This window comes from Bradyrhizobium sp. SZCCHNRI1029, assembly GCF_032487555.1.
Taxonomy (GTDB): domain Bacteria; phylum Pseudomonadota; class Alphaproteobacteria; order Rhizobiales; family Xanthobacteraceae; genus Bradyrhizobium.
Genome location: NZ_JAUEUK010000004.1, coordinates 97592 through 116058 on the forward strand (window position 1 = coordinate 97592; position 18467 = coordinate 116058).

Consider the following 18467-nt stretch of genomic DNA (forward strand, 5'->3'; position numbering starts at 1 on the left):
CCCCTCTCAGTGATTGTCGCGCGGCACGGGCGAGCCGGTGCGGCCGACGAGGAAATCGAAATCGACGCCGCGATCGGCCTGCAGCACGTGATCGATGTAGAGCTTCTGATAGCCGCGGGCCGCATGCGGCTTCGGCGGCGTCCAGGCGGCGCGGCGTGCGGCCAGTTCCTCGTCGCTGACATGCAGATGCAGCCGGCGCGCGGCGACGTCGAGCGTGATCATGTCGCCGTTCTTCACCAGCGCCAGCGGTCCGCCGACGGTAGCCTCCGGCGCGACATGCAGCACCACCGTGCCGTAGGCCGTGCCGGACATGCGCGCATCGGAGATGCGGATCATGTCGCGCACGCCCTGACGCAGCACTTTCGCAGGCAGCGGCATGTTGCCGACCTCGGCCATGCCCGGATAGCCCTTCGGCCCGCAGTTCTTCAGCACCATGATGCAGGACGCATCGATGTCGAGATTGTCGTCGTCGACCGCGTCATGCATCTCCTCGACGCTCTCGAACACGACCGCGCGTCCCGTATGGTTCATCAGTTCCGGCGAGGCCGCCGACGGCTTGATGACAGCGCCGTTGGGGGCGAGATTGCCGGTGAGAATGGCGATGCCGGCTTCCGTCTTGAACGGGGTCTCGAACGGTGTGATGACCTCGGCGTTCCAGTTCGGAGCCTCGGCGACATTGTCCCACAACGTCTTGCCGTTGACGGTGCGCGCGTCCTTGTGCAGCAGGCCGCGCTCGCCGAGCGCACGCAGCACCGCCGGCAGGCCGCCGGCGTAATAGAAGTCCTCCATCAGGAAGCGGCCCGACGGCATCAGGTCGACCAGGCAATGCACGTCGCGGCAGAGCCGATCGAAAACATCGAGCGTCAGCTCGACGCCGACACGGCCGGCGATCGCGAGCAGATGCACGACGGCATTGGTCGAGCCGCCGATCGCGGCCAGCGTGCGGATCGCGTTCTCGAACGCCTGGCGCGTCAGGATATCCGACGGCTTGAGATCCTCGCCGACCATCTGGACGATGCGCCGTCCGGCCATGCGGGCCAGCAGGTTGCGCCGCGCATCCGCAGCCGGAATCGCCGCATTTTCCGGCAAGCCGATGCCGAGCGCCTCGACCATCGAGGCCATCGTCGAGGCCGTGCCCATGGTCATGCAGCTGCCGGCGGAGCGGTTCATGCCGGCCTCGGCCTCGTGGAATTCCTTCAGCGTGATCTCGCCGGCACGCAGCTGCTCGCTCATCGAGATGATGTTGGTACCGGAGCCGATGATCTGGCCACGATAGACGCCGCGCAGTTGTGGCCCGCCTGAAACACCGATCGCAGGCAGGTTGGCCGAGGCGGCGCCCATCAAGAGCGCCGGCGTGGTCTTGTCACAGCCCATCAGCAGCACGACGCCGTCGAGCGGGTGGGCGCGGATCGCCTCCTCGACATCCATCGAAGCGAGGTTACGGAACAGCATCGCGGTGGGGCGCATCGTCACCTCGCCGAGCGAGGAGACCGGAAACTCCAGCGGATAGCCGCCGGCATCGAGCACGCCCTGGCGGACATGCTCGGCGATGACGCGGAAATGCGCGTTGCAGGGTGTCAGCTCCGACCAGGTGTTGCAGATGCCGATGACCGGACGGCCCTCGAAGCGATCCTGCGGCGTGCCGCTGTTCTTCAGGAACGAGCGATAATAGAAGCCCATCTTGTCCTGGCGGCCGAACCACGCCTGGCTCCGCAGCGTCTTCTTCTCGTTGTCGTTGCTCATTCCCGGTCCGTTCGTGCAGCCGACTGGGCATGGCGCCGCCGGCCGTTGTAGATGACTTCGATCATGGCCTCGGAGGCGCCGTCGGCGTCTCCATCGGCGATCGCGTCGATGATGCGCTGGTGCCAGACCAGCACGGTGTCGCGATCGGCGGTCTCGATCGGGGCGCTCAGGACGAACGAGGCGCGCAACGCGGCCTCGATGACAGCGCCGATCGAGCGCATGAAGGGATTGCCCGAGGCGTTGGCGACCGCGATGTGCAGCGCAAGATCAGCCTCGGCGAAAGCCACCGATGTCGATGGCTCGCGCTCCATCTGCGCCATCGCCTTGCGCATCGCCGCGACGTCGTCATCCGTACGGCGTTCCGCCGCGAGCGCCGCGGCGCGCGGCTCGATCGCCAACCGGATCTCGGCGAGGTCGGCGAGGAAGCGCTTGTCGATGCCCGCGTCGAGGTGCCAGGCGAGCACGTCGGGATCGAACATGTTCCAGTCCGAGCGTCCGCGCACCACGGTGCCGACGCGGGCCTTGGTCGACAGCAGACCTTTTGCAACGAGGGTCTTCACGCTCTCGCGCAGCACCGGCCGTGAGACGCCGAAGGTCGCGGTCAGCTCGGCATCACCCGGCAGCCGCGCCCCCTCGGCCAGTCGGCCGGAGATGATGTCGATGCCGATGCTGCGGGCGACCTCGGCATGGTTGGAATGCGCGCGCCGGGTCGGAATCGAGACGATGTGCGACGTCGTCATGTCGGCGCCCCCATCGGCTTGGCCCCTGCGGGCTTGACGGATGAGCGGCGCGCGAGCGCCATCAGACCTTGTTGCAACGCAATGAAGACGAACAACAGAACCCCCGTGGCGATCTTGGTCCACCAGCTCGACAGCGTGCCGTCGAAGTTGATGTAGGTCTGGATCATGCCCTGGATCAGGACGCCAAGGAAGGTGCCGATGACCGAGCCTTGTCCGCCCGTCAACAAGGTTCCGCCGATCACCACGGCCGCGATTGTATCGAGCTCGACGCCAACGGCCGAGAGCGAGTAGCCGGCCGCGGTGTAGAACGAGAAGACGATGCCGGCGAGGCCCGCAAGCACGCTCGACAGCATATAAATGCGGATCGTCATCGGCCCGACCGGAATGCCCATCAGGGCTGTCGCCACACGGCTGCCGCCGAGCGCGTAGACGTTGGCGCCAAACCGGGTCAAATGCAGCAGCAACGCGCAGAGCACCAGGATCACGAGCATCGCCATCGCGATCGCGGTGAGCCGTCCGCCGCCTGGCAGCCGGATCGCAAAGTCGGAGACGGCACTGTAGATCGGAGCGGTGATCGGAATCGACTCGGTCGACAGCAGGAAGCTGACGCCGCGCGCCAGGAACATGCCCGCGAGCGTCACGATGAAGGGCGGCAGCTCAAATACGTGAATGACCGCCCCCATCGCGGCGCCGAACAGCGCGCACAGCACGAGCACCATTGCGAACGCGGCAAACGGCGGAATGCCCCAGCGCTCGACCGCCAGAGCCACGAACACCGTCGTGAAGCCGATCACCGAGCCGACCGACAGATCGATGCCGCCGGAGATGATGACGAAGGTCATGCCGGCCGCGACGATGCCGAGGAAGGCGTTGTCGGTGAGCAGATTAGCGACGACGCGGGTCGAGGCGATGTTCGGGAACTGCAGCGCGCACAACGCGAAGCCGGCGACCAGCACAAAGGCCGTGATCGCAACCGAGGTCGATGCTCTCATGGCTTGGTCCTCCGCCAGCGTGCGGTGAAGCGCGAGAGATCGCCGAGCCGCGGCGACTGCGCCAGCAGCACGGCAAGCACGACGACGGCCTTGACCAGCAGATTGAGCTCCGGCGGATAGCCCGACAGCAGGATGCCGGTGTTCATGGCCTGGATGATAAGCGCGCCGGCCACCGCCAGCACCAGGCTGAAGCGGCCGCCAAACAGCGAGGTGCCGCCGATCACGACGGCGAGGATCGCATCGAGCTCGAGCCACAGCCCGGCATTGTTGGCATCCGCCCCCATGATGTCGGCGGCCGCAATGACGCCCGCGAGCGCGGCGCACAGTCCGCACCAGACATAGACCGACAGGATCATGGCGCGGGTGCCGACGCCCGACAGCTCGCTGGCGCGCGCGTTGCCGCCGGTCGCCTCGATCAAGAGCCCGAGCGCGGTGCCGCGCACGACCGCCCCCGTCACCAGCAGCATGCCGATCGCGATCACGACCGGCGTCGGCAGGCCGAGCACGGCGCCGTTGCCCATCCAGACCAGATCGGGCGACGTGAACGTGACGATGCGCCCCTCGGTGATGAGCTGCGCGATGCCGCGTCCTGCGACCATCAGGATGAGCGTTGCGACGATCGGCTGGATACGCAAGAAGGCAACGAGGATGCCGTTCCAGAGCCCGCACACCAGACCGACAGCGAGCGCGGAGCCGATGACCACCGGCAGCGAATGCGTATCGGCGAGGCTCGCCGCGGTGGCGCCCGCGATCGCCATCACGGCACCGACCGAAAGGTCGATGCCTCCGGTCGCGATGACGAGCACCATGCCCAGCGACAGCAGCGCCACCGGCGTGCCGCGGTTCAGGACGTCGATGACGCTGCCGAACAGCCGGCCGTCCTGCAGATGGAGATTGAAGAACTGCGGCGACACCGCGCGATCGATGATCAGGATCAAGATCAGTGCGAGCGCTTGTGCCAGGCCACGGCGGGGAATGCGAAGCGTCATGATGCGGCCTCGCGCACGGACTCGGTATCCGCAGCGATCGCCGCAAGAATGCTGGAGACCTCGACGGCGTCGCCCTTCAGCTCCTCGACATGGGCGCGGTCGCGCAGCACGATGACGCGGTTGGAATAGGTCACGATCTCGTCGAGCTCGGAGGAGATCACAAGCAGCGCCAGCCCCTGCTCGCACAGCTCGCGCACCAGCCGGATGATCTCGGCATGGGCCCCGACGTCGATGCCGCGCGTCGGCTCGTCCAGAACGAGGAGCTTCGGCGACGTGGCGAGCCAGCGCGCCAGCAGCGCCTTCTGCTGGTTGCCGCCCGACAGCAGCCCGATCGGACGTTCCGGATCCGGCGGCCGGATGTCGAGCATGCGGATGTAACGCATCGCGATCTCGTCCTGCTCGCGCCGCGACAGTGGCCGGTGCAGGCCGCGCCGCGCCTGTAGCGCCAGCACGATGTTCTCGCGCACGGTGAGGTCGGCAACGATGCCCTCCGTCTTGCGCTCTTCCGGACAATAGCCGAAGCCGAGCCCGGCGGCATCGCGCGGCGAATTCAGCCGGACGGTCTCGCCGTTGACGGTGGCCGCGCCGCTGTCGGCGCGCTCGGCGCCGAACACGAGCCGTGCCGTTTCGGTGCGTCCGGAGCCGAGCAGGCCGGCGAGCCCGACCACCTCGCCGCGGCGCAGCTCGAGATCGAACGGCGCAAGGTAGCCCTGCTTGCCATAGCCCTTGAAACTGATGCAGACCTCGCGCGCCTTGTCCGGCTGGCTCGCTGCGCGTTCGTGGGTGGTCTCGGCCAGCTCCCGCCCGAGCATCATGCGGATCAGGTCGAGCCGCGGCAGATCGGCAATCTCGCGCGTGCCGATCAGCCGGCCGTTGCGCAGCACCGTGACGCGGTCGCAGATCTCATAGACCTGATCGAGGAAGTGGCTGACGAAGATGATGCCGATGCCATCAGCCGCGAGCTTTCGCATCACCTTGAACAGGATCTCGACCTCGTGGCGGTCGAGGCTCGCCGTGGGCTCGTCGAGAATGAGGACGCGCGCCGACAGATCGACGGCGCGCGCGATCGCCGTGATATGCTGGACCGCGACCGAGTAGCTCGAAAGCGGTGCGCCGACGTCGATGTCCAGCCCATAATCCAGCAGCAGCGCATGCGCGCGCCGCCGCATCTCGGCCTCGCGCACGACGCCGAACCGCGTCGGCTGCCGGCCGAGATACAGATTTTGCGCCACCGAGAGGTTCGGCAGCAGATTGACTTCCTGATAGACGGTGGCGATGCCGGCATCGACCGCGTCCTTGGCCGAGCGCGGCGCGATCTCCCGATCGGCCAGCCGCACGGTGCCGGCGTCCCGCGCGAAAACGCCGGTGACGACCTTGATCAGCGTCGACTTGCCGGCGCCATTCTCGCCGAGCAGCGCGTGGATCTCGCCCTCACCCAGCATGAAGTCGACATCCTGCAGCGCCTTGAGCGCACCGAAGCTCTTGGTGAGGCCGCGGATCTCCAGAAGAGACGGACGCATCGCCGGCGGAGCTGAAGGATCAGACATGACGAACTACTTGGGCAAGACCGGAAAGTCGACGCCCGCACGCGATGCGGGCGCCACGATCGATTTCCGTCGTCCCGGCAACAGCCAGGACGACGGCGAGATCTTCGGCTCAGTAGCCGAGCCCCTTCTTGCTGTCGTAGACCTTCTGCGGATCGTCAGTCGCGGTGTAGAGCTTCGATTCCGTCTGGATCCACTTCGGCGGAACGGTGCCCTTCTCCTTGAAGGCCACGATTGCGTCGAACGCCGGGCCCGCCATGTTCGGCGTCAGCTCGACGGTGGCGTTGGCTTCGCCGGCGGCGATCGCCTTGAAGATGTCCGGCACGGCGTCGATCGAGACGGTCAGGATGTCCTTGCCCGGCTTGAGCCCGGCTTCCTTCATCGCCTGGATGGCGCCGACCATCATGTCGTCGTTGTGGGCATAGACCGCGCAGATCGACTTGCCGCCGTTCTCGGCCTTGATGAAGCTTTCCATCACCTCCTTGCCCTTGGCACGGGTGAAGTCGCCGGTCTGGCTGCGAACGACCTTCAGGTTGGCGTTCTTGGCGACGACGGCGTCAAAGCCCTTCTTGCGGTTGGTGGCGACACTGGCGCCGACCGTGCCCTGCAGCTCGACGACGTTGCAGGCCTTGCCGCCGACCGTCTTGGCGAGCCATTCGCCTGCCACCTCGCCCTCGTGCACGCTGTCGGAGGTGACGGCGGTCAGATAGAGATCCTTGCCGGAGGGATCGATGTCGCGGTCGAGCAGCACGACCGGGATCTTGGCTTCCTTGGCTTCCTTCAGCACCGCGTCCCAGCCGGAGGCCACGACCGGCGCGAGGAAGATCGCGTCCACGCCCTGGGCGATGAAGGAGCGGATCGCCTTGATCTGGTTCTCCTGCTTCTGCTGGGCGTCGGCGATCTTCAGGTTGATCTTGCGCTTGACGGCTTCAGATTTCGAGACCGAGGTCTCGGCGGCGCGCCAACCGGACTCCGATCCGATCTGCGAGAAGCCGACGGTCAGCTCCGCGGCGCCAGCGGACGTGGCAAGCAACAAGGCGGCCGTTGCCGAGGCCGCAAAGAGGGCTTTCAGGGTCATCAGACGTTCTCTCCCAAAAAGGTACTGTTTTTTGATGCGCCGCCGCGAACAGCGGTGCCGACGCACCTATTCACCCGCCTCGACGGCCGGTGACGTCCGTTATTCCACGGAACACTTGGGATGACTAGTCATATTATTTGACTGTAATACTTTTTGAGAATGACAAGCGCCGACGGAGGCCTACGCTGCCGAAGATGAACGTCGGACACAAACAAAATTTTAAGTTGTGGACAGGCCAGATCAGCGCAGCTTCGTCGCGTCGCGGGCGCGCTGCTCGATCGCAGCCCAGGCCCCGGCCTTGATGTCGGCCGCGGGGGCGACCCAGGAGCCGCCGATCGCAACGACCTTCTTATGCGCCAGCCATTGCGCAGCGTTGCCGGCATTGATGCCGCCCGTCGGGCAGAACCGTACGTTGGGGAACGGCCCGGCCAGCGCATCCAGCGCGGCGAGCCCACCGGCCGGCACCGCAGGAAAGAACTTCACCAGCTCATAGCCGCGCGTCACGCAGGCGATGAGATCAGAGGCGGTTTGAATGCCCGGCGCGAACGGCATTTCGCCCGCATTCGCGGCATCGAGCAGGCCGATCGACAGGCCCGGGCTGATCGCGAAGGCTGCACCGAGCGCGGCGGCGCGCTCGTAGTCCGCCGGCGTCAGCACCGTGCCGATGCCGACAACGGCGTCCGGCACCTCATCGATGATCGCGCGTGCGGCATCGAGCCCCGCCTGCGTCCGCAAGGTGATCTCGATGACGCGGAGACCGCCGGTAACGAGCGCGCGCGCAAGCGGCACGGCATGCGCGGCGTCCTCGATCGTGATCACCGGAATCACCGGCGCCAGAGCGAACACCGCATCGAGCTTCGTGCGCTTGTCCAAATTGTTCATCATGCCTCGCTCATCGTCAGAATGTCCCGCGGCATCGCGGTGGCCGGGATCACGGCTCCCGGCGCCATGATCACGGCGCCGGCAAGCCGGTGGCCGGCCAACGCCGCCTTGCGGGGCGGCGCGCCCTTGATGCGCGCGGCGAGATAACCCGCATTGAAGGAATCGCCGGCCGCCGTGGTGTCGATCGGCTTGAGCACCGCAGGCGGCGCGATGTCGACCAGCACACCATCGGCATGGATCAGGCAGCCGCGTGCGCCGCGCTTGACGACGACCTCGCCGACCCCGGCTTCCTTGAAGCGGCGCAGGCTGACGGAGGCGTCGGCATCGCCGAACAGCATCTGCTCATCCTCCAGTGTCGGCAGCGCAACGTCGACCAGCGGCAGGATCGCGCGGAACGCGCGCTGCGCCACCTCGCGGCTGGCCCAGCCGCGCGGCCGGTAGTTGCCGTCGAAGACCACACGCGCGCCGCGCTTGCGCGCCACCGTCAAGAGCTCACGCAGCTTGGCCTTGCCGGTCTCGCCATAGAGCGAGAGGCTGATGCCGGAGAGATAGATCCAGTCGAAGCGGGAGAGCCTGTCGAGCATGTCGCGGTCGGCGCGATCGAACAGCTCGCGCGCCGGCGCGCGGTCGCGCCAATAGAGGAAGCTGCGCTCGCCCCGGGCATCGCGCTCGATCATGTACAGGCCGGGCACGCGGCCCTCGACCTGCAGCACCTCCGAGGTGTCGATGCCCTCGGCCTGCCAGGCCGCCAGCATCATGGCGCTCAAGGGATCATCGCCGAGCGCCGTGACGTAGGAGGTGGGCACGCCGAGCCGGGCCAGATAGAGCGCCGTGTTGAGCGTGTCGCCGCCGAAGCCGCGCCGGAACAGCGAGCCGTCCTCCTGCGCAAACTCCACCATGCACTCTCCGATGCAGGCGACTTTCATCGGCGTCAATCCATCCATCAAAACGTCAAATGAACCTTCATCGACCGGCTTCGATCGCTGGCGAGCTCGAAGGCGGCGACCGCCTGCTCGAATGGCAGCGCAGCCGAGATCAGCGGCTTGACGTCCAGCAGACCCTCGCCCATCAGCCGCAGCGCCAGCTCGAATTCGCGGTCGAACCGGAACGTGCCGCGCAATTGCAGCTCCTTCGTGACCAGCGTGTTGACCGGCAAGGTCATCTCGCCGCCGAGCCCAAGCTGGACGATCACGCCGCCGGGCCTCATGACGTCGAGCGCCGCCCGCAGGGCGGCCTGGTTGCCGGAGGCCTCGAACAGCACGTCGAACGTGCCCTTCCCGCTCCGCCACGGATCGAGCGCCGACGGCTTCGCCCCGACATCGAACGCATGGCTGGCGCCGAGCGTGCGCGCCATCGCAAGCGGCGCGTCGGCGACGTCGGTCGCCACGATCTCGGCTGCGCCGCCGTAACGCGCGACCAGGATCGACAGCGCTCCGATCGGACCGCAGCCGGTCACCAGCACGCGCTTGCCGAGCAGCGAACCGGCCTGGTGCGCGGCATGCAGGCAGACCGACAGCGGCTCGGCCATCGCGGCCTCTCCCAGCGACAACGACGGCGCGATCGGCACCGCCTGCGAGGCATCCACGGTGACGAACTCGCGGAAGCCGCCCTGCACGTGGGGATCGCGCATCGCGCTGCCCATGAAGCGCATGTCCAGGCACTGGTTGCGCCGCCCCTCGCGGCAATAGGCGCATCTGCCGCACGGCAGGCTCGGATTGACGGCGACGCGCGTGCCCTCGGCGAGGCCGGTCACGCCGGCACCGACCGCGGCGACGTGGCCTGCGATCTCATGACCCAGCGCCATCGGCTGCTTGATGCGGACCGTGCCGAAGCCGCCATGATGGTAGTAATGCAGATCCGAGCCGCAGATGCCGCCGGCCTCGATCTTGACCCGGACCTCGCCGGGTCCCGGCGCCGGATCGGGAAAGCTGTCGATGCGCAGATCTTTCGGCGCGTGAATGACGACCGCACGCATGGCCGGCCTCCCTGTCTCGTGTCTTCCGCGATCCTACATCGCCGCCAGCATGCCGCCATCGACATAGATGGTCTGGCCGTTGACATAGGTCGACGCGTCGGAGGCCAGGAAGATCGCGGTGCCGACCAGTTCGTCGGGACGACCCCAGCGCTTCGCCGGGACGCGCGACATCAGCCAGTTGTTGAAGTCGGGGTTGCTCATCAGCGCCTGGTTCATGTCGGTCAGCATGTAGCCGGGACCGATCGCATTGGCCTGGATGCCGTGCGCGGCCCATTCGACGGCCATCGCGCGGGTCAAGTTGCGGATGCCGCCCTTGGCCGTGGTGTAGGGCCCGATCGTCGGCCTTGCCAGCTCGCTGCCGAGCGAGCCGATGTTGATGATCTTGCCGCTGTTGCGCGGAATCATCCGCTTGGCGGCCTCGCGCCCGATCACGAACGCGCTGGTGAGGTTGGTCTCGATGACGCGGCGCCACTCGTCGGTGGTGAACTCGACCAGCGGCTTGCGGTGCTGGATGCCGGCATTGTTGACGAGGATGTCGATCGCGATCCCCTGGTCATCGAAACGCGCGAAGGCGCTGACCACGGCCTGCTCATCGGTCACGTCGAACGGGCAGGCCTCGGCCTGATGGCCCGCGGCGCGGAATTCTTCCGCCGCCGCCAGCGTGCGCGCCGGGTCGGTGCCGTTGATGACGAGCCGCGCCCCGGCCTTGGCAAAGCCTTCGGCAATGGCGCGGCCGAGGCCGCGGGAGGAGCCGGTCACCAGCGCGGTCTTGCCGGAGAGATCGAAGAGCGAGGTCGACATCTGTTCAACTCGTGGACGACGTTCCGGCTGGCATCCTCGTTGACGGACAGCGCGCTGACAAGCGCGTTATCCGGCCCTGCCGATCAAACCGGGAGACGGTTAATGGCCGCGACAGCGGTCATCACCCCGCGGATCTCGGCGAGGCCCTTGAGCCGGCCGACCAGCGGATAGCCGGGATGCGTGCCGCGGCCGATGTCGTCGACCAGCTCATGACCGTGATCGGGGCGGAACGGTATCCGCCAGTCCGGATCGCCCTCGGCCTTGCGGCGCGCCTGCTCCTTGAGCAGCGTCGTCACGATCGCAACCATGTCGACATCGCCGCGCAGATGCTCGGCCTCCATGAACGAGCCGTCGAGCATCTTGGTGACGTTGCGCAGATGGACGAAGCGGATGTGCGGGGCGAACCGCTCGGCAAGCCGCGGCACGTTGTTGTGGCCGCCGGCGCCGAGTGCGCCGGTGCAGAACGTGATGCCATTGGCCTTCGACGGGACGGCATCGACGATGAACTGCAGATCCTCGGCTGACGACACCACGCGCGGCAGGCCGAACAGGTCGCGCGGCGGATCGTCGGGATGGACGCACAGGCTGACACCGCACTCCTCCGCCACCGGCACCACCTCGCGCAGGAAGCGCGCGTAGTTGGCGCGCAGCTCGGCATGGCCGATGCCGCGATATTTCTCCAGCATGCGGCGCAGGCCGGGCACGTCATAGCGGTCATAGGCGCCGGGCAACCCGGCCATGATGGTCGCGAGCAGCCGGTCCTTGTCGGCTTCGGAGGCCTGCGCCACCCAGGCCCTGGCGCGGTCGAGCACGTCGGAGGAGAACTCCGCCTCGGCGCCGGGCCGCTGCAGGATGTAGCAGTCGAACGCCGCCAGGCGATCCATGTCGAAGCGGAGCGCGGTGGCGCCGCCCGGCAGGCGGAAGGCGAGCTCGGTGCGGGTCCAGTCCAGCACCGCCATGAAATTGTAGCAGACGGTGGTGACGCCGCAGGCGGCGAGGTTGCGCAGCGACTGGCGGTAGTTGTCGAACAAGGACGTCAGATCGCCCTCGCCCAGCTTGATGGCCTCGGAGACCGGCAGGCTCTCGACCACGCTCCAGCGCAGCCGCAGCGATGAATCGCCTTCGATCAAGCCGATGCGCCTGATGATCTCATCGGTGCTCCACACCACGCCGTAGGGAATGTGATGCAGCGCCGTCACGATGCCGGTCGCGCCGGTCTGGCGAACCTGCGGCAAGGTGATGGGATCATCGGGTCCGAACCAGCGCCACGTCTGTTCCATGTCGTCACCTTCCAGAATGAATCAAGCGCGCGATCAGCGCCGCCGCCGTGCCCGCGTGCGCGGTTCGGCCTGCGACATCTCCTCCTGCCGGGCAAAGATGCCGTCAGCGCGGCGAAACACCTCGCGCAGATGCCGGCGCATCGCCGCGACCGCCTGGGCCTCGTTGCAGGCGGCCAGCCCGTCCAGGATCTCCTGATGCTGCGCGATCAGGAGCGGAATATGGCCGGCATCCTCGATCAAGGTCAGATGGCGGACGCGGTCGAAATGGATCTTGGTCTGACGGATCACCTGCCAGACATGGGGATGCCGGCTGGTGCGGGCGATCGTCTGATGGAACGCCTCGTCATGGACGTAGAACTCCGCCGGCGTCGCCGCCGCCTTCTGCTTGTCGATCAGCTCGGTCAGCTCGCGCAGCGCCGTCGCATCGATGTAGCGCACGGCCTCGGCAACCAGCGCGCATTCGAGATGCTCGCGGATGAACTGCGCCTCGCCGAACGCCTCGCGCGACACCGGCGCCACCACGCTGCCGCTTTGCGGATAGATGCGCACGAGGTCGACATCGGCGAGCTTGATCAGCGCCTCGCGCACCGGCGTGCGGCTGACGCCGAGCCGCTCGCACAGATCGAGCTCGGCCATCGGCGTGCCCGGCGGCAGCGCGCCGGAGACGATGTCCTCGAGCAGCCGCTCGTAGACCTGGTCGGCGAGCCGCCGGCCGGCCTTGCCGTCCAGTCGTGTCAGCGGTGTCAGATCGTCATCCATGACGGCAGTCTACCCGATTCACAGGAAGCCGATCGAGATCCATGGCAGGAACACGATCAAGAGCAGCGCAACGACGAGTGCGGCGAGATGCGGCCAGACGTGGCGGATGACCTCGTCCGGCGAGGCGCGGCCGATGGCGCAGGCGAGATAGAAGCCGACGCCGAAAGGCGGCGTGAACAGGCCGAGCCCCATCGCGAACACCGCGATGATGGCGTAGTGCACCTCGTGCACGCCCATCATGCGTGCGATCGGGAACAGCAGCGGCCCGAACAGCACCACCGCCGGCACGCCCTCGAGCACGCTGCCGAGCACGACGAAGGCGAGCGCCGAAATCAGCAGGAAGCCCCAGCGGCCGCCGGGCGCGGCCACCATGAGGTCGACGAGCTGCTGCGAGAAGCCGGACTGGGTCAGCGCCCAGGCCATGCCGGTCGCAGCCCCCACCAACAGCAGGATAGCGCCGGACAGCGAGGCCGTATCGACCAGGATGGGATACACCCGCTTCCAGTCGAACTGGCGATAGACGAAGATACCGACCAGCACGGTGTAGATGACGCCGATCGCCGCGACCTCGGTCGCGGTGGCGACGCCCTCGACCACAGCCGAGCGGATCACGATCGGCAGACCGAGACCGGGAATAGAGATCGCAAACAGCCGCAGCCGCGTCTTGGCATCGAAACGCTGCGCGCCGCTCATGTACTCCTTGCGCGTCTGCAGGAAGACGACGACGGAGAGTGCGATCAGGCCGACCACCGCCGGCAGCAGCCCGCCGGTGAACAGCGCCGCGATCGACACGCCCGTCACCGATCCGACCGTGATCAGCACGATCGAGGGCGGGATCGTTTCCGACATAACGGCCGAGGCCGACAGCAGCGACACCAGGTCTCCTTCCGAGCTGCCGCGCTGCCTCATCTCGGGAAACAGCGCCGGCGCGACCGCGGCCATGTCGGCCGCCTTGGCGCCGGAGATGCCGGAGACCAGGTACATCGCGCCGAGCAGCACATATTGCAGGCCACCGCGGAGGTGGCCGATCAGCGACACGAGAAAAAGGATCATCGCCCGCGCCAGCCCGGCGATCTCGATCAGCGCACCCAGCAGCACGAACATCGGCACCGCCAGCAGCACCATGTGCGACATGCCCTCGCTGACCCGGCCGGGAACGATCAGGACCGGGACGGTGGTGCTGAAATGTAGATAGGCCACGGTGGCGAGCAGGAAGGTGAAGGCGATCGGCGTGCCGATCACCATGGCGCTGGCGACGAGCACAAAGAAGAAGATCAACAGATTGTAGTTGCCGAGATCCTCCAGCACAGGTGCGGCCGCATAGAGCGTCCCTGCACCGGCGAGCACCAGAGCCAGAGCGCCGACGATCTGCATGAGGCTCGCCTGCTGGATCAGCCGGTCGACCGCGGTGAGCAGCATCAGCAGCACGCCGACCAGCATCGCGGCCTCGCGATAGCCTTCGCTGATCTCGAGCACGGGCATCCGGCTGATCAGGTGGCTTTCGAGGTGGTGCCAGGACGGCATCACCAGTGCGACCAGCACGGTGCAGACCAGCATCAGGCCGAGCGCGTCGGTGCGCGCCCGCCACGCCGGCGACAGATTGCGGACGAAGGCGGTGAGCCGCATGTGCTCGGTGCGTCGCAATGCGACGACGGCGCCGAGCATCGCCAACCACACGAACAGCACGGTGGCGAGCTCGTCGGACCAGATCAGCGGAGCATTGAACACGTAGCGCGCGGCCGTGGCCGCACCGAGCAGCACCAATTCGGCGACCACGATCGCGGCGGCCAGCGCCTCGACGGCGCGGCCTAGCAGATGATCGAAACGCGCAAAGGCGCCATGCGACGGCACCGAGGTCGTCGCGGTCATGTCAACGGCCATTCCACCCTCCCCGCAAGATCCTGCTGATGTCCGCGCATGCGGACATGCATCAGGGATGCAACGGCAGCTCGCTCAGAGCTGGCCGACCGATTTCTCCAGCAGGCCCCACGCCTCGGCGCCGAACTTGGTCTTCCACTCGGTGTAGAAGCCGGCGGTGCGCAGCGCGTCGCGGAACGGCTTGGTGTCGACCTTGTTGAAGGTCACGCCGGCCGCCTGCATGTCCGCCTGCGCCTTCTCGTTGAAGCTCTGGATGTCCTGGCGCTCCTTGACGGCGGCCTCCGACAGCGCCGCGGTGATGGCGTCGCGGACGTCGGCAGGCATGACATTCCAGCGCGCTGCATTGGCGAAGATGTAGTGGCCGTCCCAGATATGGCCTGATAGCGCGATGTACTTCTGCACCTCGTAGAGCTTGGCACTCTGGATCAGCGCCAGCGGATTCTCCTGGCCGTCGACGATGCGGGTCTGCAGGGCCGCATAGAGCTCGCCGAAATTGATCGGCGTCGGCGCCGCGCCGAGCGTCTTGAACAGCGTCACCCACAACGGATTGCCGGGCACGCGGATCTTGAAGCCCTTGAGATCGTCGGGCGAGGCGATCGGCTTGGCGCCGGAGGTGATGTTGCGATAGCCATTGTCGAGGCATTTCGGGAGCACGTGCAGGCCGACCTTGGCGAACTCGCCGCGCACATGGTTGCCGAGATCGCCGTCCATCGCCGACCATACCTGGTCGTAACTCTCGAACGCGAACGCCACCGCATTGATGCCGCCGATCGGCACCACCGTCTGGTTCACACCTGACGTCGACATGAAGTCGAGCGCGCCGCTGCGCACCTGCGAGAACATGTCGGGCTCGCTGCCGAGCTGGCTGTTCGGATAGACCTGCAGGTCGACCAGACCATTGGTCTGCTTCTTGATGACCTCCGACGCCTCGATGATCCGGACGACGCCGGGATGGGTGGCGGGAAACGCCGTGCCGTAGCGCAGGCGATACTTCGCCGACTGCGCCCGGGCGGGCGTGAACGCCAAGGCCGAGGCTCCCGCGAGCGCGGTGCCGACGAAACTGCGACGAGACATGGATGTGGGCAAAGACACTGGCAAACCTCCCCTGCCGGCCCGCTGCGGGGCCTTTGTATGTCATTCCTATATTCCAATCCTATAAGGGATACCAAATAGGCTTTCAATCATAAACTTGTATCCAAGAACTGGGATTGCTATACGACGGCAGCTCGCGGTCGAAATGGGCGAGAAGGGATGGAGGAACGTGTGAAGAGCCTCGTGGTGGAGCGGCCCGGCCGCCTGTCGATCGAAACGCGCCCGGTTCCCGAGCCTTCGGCAGGCGAGGTCCGCATCAAGGTCGAGCGCGCCGGAATCTGCGGCTCCGACATCCACATCCTCCACGGCAGCAACCCGTTCGCGCGCTATCCGCGCGTGATCGGCCATGAATTCTTCGGCCGCATCGACAAGCTCGGCGACGGTGTCAGCGCACGGCTCGGCGCCCGCGTGGTAGTCGATCCCGTGGTGGCCTGCGGCCGATGCTATCCCTGCTCGGTCGGCCGCCCCAACGTCTGCGCCCATCTCGCCGTGCTCGGCGTCCACCGCGACGGCGGCTTCTCCGAATATGCCTGCGTGCCGGCGGCCAACGCGCATCTGCTGCCGGACAGCGTCGACGACGACCAGGCGCCGCTGGTCGAGCCGTTCTCGATCGCCGCCAACATTACCGACCACACCCGCGTGTTCGCCTCTGACGTCGCGCTGGTCTATGGCGCGGGCCCGATCGGACTGACCGTGATCCAGGTGCTCAAGCACGTCTACGGCGTGAAGCAGCTGATCGTCACCGATCGCATCGATGCCCGGCTCGAAGCGGCGCGGTACAACGGCGCCGACCGCGTCATCAACACCGCCAGCACCGCCCTGCCCGAGGCCCTCGCCGCGGCCGATGTGACGCCGACCTTGATCATCGATGCCGCCTGCCATCCCGCCATTCTCGCCGAGGCCATCGAGATCGCCTCGCCTGCCGCACGCATCGGCCTGCTCGGCTTCTCGGCCGAGCCGTCGACCATCGTGCAGCAGAAGGTGACCGCCAAGGAGCTCGCGATCCACGCTTCCAGGCTCAACAGCGGCAAGTTCGCCAAGGTCGTCGACTGGTTCGCGCGCGGCACGCTGCAACCCGAGCGTCTGATCACCCACCGCTTCGGGCTCGACGCCTACGCCGCCGCATTCGAGACGTTCGAGCACAACCAGACCGAATGCTGCAAAGTGCAGCTGATCTTCTGAGAGCTCCCGGCATGGACCGCCTCAGCCCCGCCACGCTCCGCCGCCTGCCCGCCGGCGTCCTCGCGCCGGATTACGACCGCGCGGCGGTCGCGACCGGCATCGTCCATCTCGGGCTCGGCGCGTTTCATCGGGGCCATCAGGCGGTCTACACGGATGCGCTGCTCAAGGACGATCCGCGCTGGGGCATCCTCGGCGTCTCCTTGCGCTCGCCAGACACACGCGACGCGCTGCAGCCGCAAGGCGGGCTCTACAGCGTGACGGCGAGCGACGGTGCCGGACAGCAGCGGCAGGTCATCGGCGCACTCACCGGGCTTGCGGTCGCGCCGGATGATCCGGCTGACCTACTCAAGCGCCTCGCCGATCCCGCTGTCCGTATCATCTCCACCACTGTGACCGAGAAGGGCTACAGCCACGATCCGGCCACCGGCGCACTGCGCGCTGACGATCCCGACATCCGCCACGACAGCATCAACCTCGCGCATCCTCGCAGCACGCTCGGACTCATCGTCAGCGGCCTGCGGCTGCGGCGGCAGCAGGGCCTGCCGCCCTACACGGTGCTCGCCTGCGACAACCTTCCCGCCAACGGCCACACCCTGCGCGGCCTCGCCATCGCCTTCGCCGAGCTGGTCGACCGCAATCTCGCCAAGTGGATCGCGGACGAGGTGCGTTTCCCCTCGACCATGGTCGACCGCATCGTGCCGGCCACGACGGATGCCGATCGCGCCGCCGTCAGCGCCGCGCTCGGCCTCGTCGACGCCTGGCCGGTTGTCACAGAGCCGTTCAGCCAATGGGTGATCGAGGACGATTTCGGCGGCGAGCGCCCGGCCTGGGACGTCAGCGGCGCCCAGTTCGTCCGCGACGTTGCGCCGTTCGAGCTGATGAAGCTCCGGTTGCTCAATGGCGCGCACTCCACCATCGCCTATCTCGGCTATCTCATGGGCTGCGAGACGGTTGCCGCGGCCATGGCCGAGCCCGACCTCGCCGGCCTCGTCGAGGACATGATGTGCGACGAGGTCACGCCGACTCTGCCCGCACTCGGCGGCTTCGACGTGACAGCCTATCGCGCCGCGCTGCTGCAACGCTTCCGCAATCCGGCACTGAAGCATCTGACAGCGCAGATCGCGATGGACGGCTCGCAGAAGCTGCCGCAGCGCCTGCTCGGCACCATCAGCGACCGGCTCGCCCGCGGCCAGCCGATCACCCGCCTCGCGCTCGCCGTCGCCGGGTGGATGCGCTACGTCAGCGGCACCGACGAACACCGCCAGCCGATCGCGCTGCGCGACCCGCTGGCGGCCAGACTGCGGGCCCTGGCGGATGACGCCGGCCCGGTTGCAGGCCGGCTTGCGCCCGCATTGTTGTCGGTCACATCGGTGTTCGGCACCGAGCTGCCGAACAATCCTCGCTTCACGCGCGCAGTTGAGACAGCACTCGACGGTCTCTTCCTGAAGGGAACCCGTGCAACTGTCGCGCAGACCCGACAGAACCCAGGCTGACGTCACACCGGCCCTGGCTGGACGAACGCGACGTCAGCA

At 67.1% G+C, this 18467-nt stretch carries 16 protein-coding genes; 2 read left to right on the forward strand and 14 right to left on the reverse strand.

The genetic code is table 11. From position 1 onward, the window contains the following. Positions 1 to 6: 6 nt before the first annotated feature. The 14 genes from QW861_RS12695 to QW861_RS12760 all read right to left on the reverse strand — a co-directional run bounded on the left by QW861_RS12695 (position 7) and on the right by QW861_RS12760 (position 15753). On the reverse strand, positions 7 to 1743 hold the full coding sequence (locus QW861_RS12695; protein WP_316193108.1) for an IlvD/Edd family dehydratase: 1737 nt from the start codon (positions 1741 to 1743) through the stop codon (positions 7 to 9). Continuing rightward, entirely contained in the window at positions 1740 to 2483 is a 744-nt protein-coding gene (locus QW861_RS12700; protein WP_315718201.1) for a FadR/GntR family transcriptional regulator, read from the reverse strand. Before QW861_RS12700 ends, QW861_RS12695 begins: the two co-directional genes overlap by 4 nt. Beyond that, complete coding sequence (yjfF, locus tag QW861_RS12705; protein WP_316193109.1) at positions 2480 to 3475, reverse strand: galactofuranose ABC transporter, permease protein YjfF; 996 nt, start codon at positions 3473 to 3475, stop codon at positions 2480 to 2482. Before yjfF ends, QW861_RS12700 begins: the two co-directional genes overlap by 4 nt. Then, entirely contained in the window at positions 3472 to 4464 is a 993-nt protein-coding gene (locus tag QW861_RS12710) for an ABC transporter permease (protein ID WP_315718199.1), read from the reverse strand. Before QW861_RS12710 ends, yjfF begins: the two co-directional genes overlap by 4 nt. Continuing rightward, positions 4461 to 6011: a sugar ABC transporter ATP-binding protein gene (locus QW861_RS12715; RefSeq protein ID WP_316175846.1), complete on the reverse strand. Its 1551-nt coding sequence runs from the start codon at positions 6009 to 6011 to the stop codon at positions 4461 to 4463. The genes QW861_RS12710 and QW861_RS12715 overlap by 4 nt, the downstream gene beginning before the upstream one ends. A 109-nt stretch (positions 6012 to 6120) precedes the next feature. Continuing rightward, entirely contained in the window at positions 6121 to 7086 is a 966-nt protein-coding gene (ytfQ, locus tag QW861_RS12720) for a galactofuranose ABC transporter, galactofuranose-binding protein YtfQ (protein WP_316193110.1), read from the reverse strand. 240 nt (positions 7087 to 7326) lie between these two features. Beyond that, complete coding sequence (gene eda, locus QW861_RS12725; RefSeq protein ID WP_316193111.1) at positions 7327 to 7971, reverse strand: bifunctional 4-hydroxy-2-oxoglutarate aldolase/2-dehydro-3-deoxy-phosphogluconate aldolase; 645 nt, start codon at positions 7969 to 7971, stop codon at positions 7327 to 7329. Then, on the reverse strand, positions 7968 to 8864 hold the full coding sequence (locus tag QW861_RS12730; protein ID WP_409977992.1) for a sugar kinase: 897 nt from the start codon (positions 8862 to 8864) through the stop codon (positions 7968 to 7970). The genes eda and QW861_RS12730 overlap by 4 nt, the downstream gene beginning before the upstream one ends. A 47-nt stretch (positions 8865 to 8911) precedes the next feature. Then, positions 8912 to 9943 carry an L-idonate 5-dehydrogenase gene (locus tag QW861_RS12735; protein WP_316193112.1) on the reverse strand — a complete coding sequence of 344 codons (1032 nt, stop codon included), beginning with the start codon at positions 9941 to 9943 and terminating at the stop codon, positions 8912 to 8914. Positions 9944 to 9976: 33 nt separating this feature from the next. After that, the gene (locus tag QW861_RS12740) at positions 9977 to 10744 is read right to left on the reverse strand and encodes a glucose 1-dehydrogenase (RefSeq protein ID WP_315750327.1); all 768 of its coding nucleotides are present in this window, start codon (positions 10742 to 10744) and stop codon (positions 9977 to 9979) included. An 83-nt stretch (positions 10745 to 10827) separates the two neighbouring features. Then, positions 10828 to 12024: a mannonate dehydratase gene (gene uxuA, locus QW861_RS12745; RefSeq protein WP_316193113.1), complete on the reverse strand. Its 1197-nt coding sequence runs from the start codon at positions 12022 to 12024 to the stop codon at positions 10828 to 10830. A 33-nt stretch (positions 12025 to 12057) separates the two neighbouring features. Further along, complete coding sequence (locus tag QW861_RS12750; protein WP_315718189.1) at positions 12058 to 12783, reverse strand: GntR family transcriptional regulator; 726 nt, start codon at positions 12781 to 12783, stop codon at positions 12058 to 12060. Positions 12784 to 12801: 18 nt separating this feature from the next. Further along, positions 12802 to 14664, reverse strand: a complete 1863-nt coding sequence (locus QW861_RS12755) for a TRAP transporter large permease subunit (protein WP_316193114.1) — start codon at positions 14662 to 14664, stop codon at positions 12802 to 12804. 72 nt (positions 14665 to 14736) lie between these two features. After that, the gene (locus tag QW861_RS12760; protein ID WP_410052178.1) at positions 14737 to 15753 is read right to left on the reverse strand and encodes a TRAP transporter substrate-binding protein; all 1017 of its coding nucleotides are present in this window, start codon (positions 15751 to 15753) and stop codon (positions 14737 to 14739) included. Positions 15754 to 15912: 159 nt separating this feature from the next. On the opposite strand from QW861_RS12760, the gene QW861_RS12765 reads away from it, so the two are divergent. Together QW861_RS12765 and QW861_RS12770 are read left to right on the forward strand one after the other, a co-directional pair. Further along, the gene (locus QW861_RS12765) at positions 15913 to 16935 is read left to right on the forward strand and encodes a Zn-dependent oxidoreductase (RefSeq protein ID WP_315750323.1); all 1023 of its coding nucleotides are present in this window, start codon (positions 15913 to 15915) and stop codon (positions 16933 to 16935) included. Positions 16936 to 16946: 11 nt separating this feature from the next. Beyond that, positions 16947 to 18428 (forward strand): mannitol dehydrogenase family protein, encoded by a 1482-nt coding sequence (locus QW861_RS12770; RefSeq protein ID WP_315750322.1) that lies wholly within the window; start codon positions 16947 to 16949, stop codon positions 18426 to 18428. Positions 18429 to 18467: the final 39 nt, after the last annotated feature.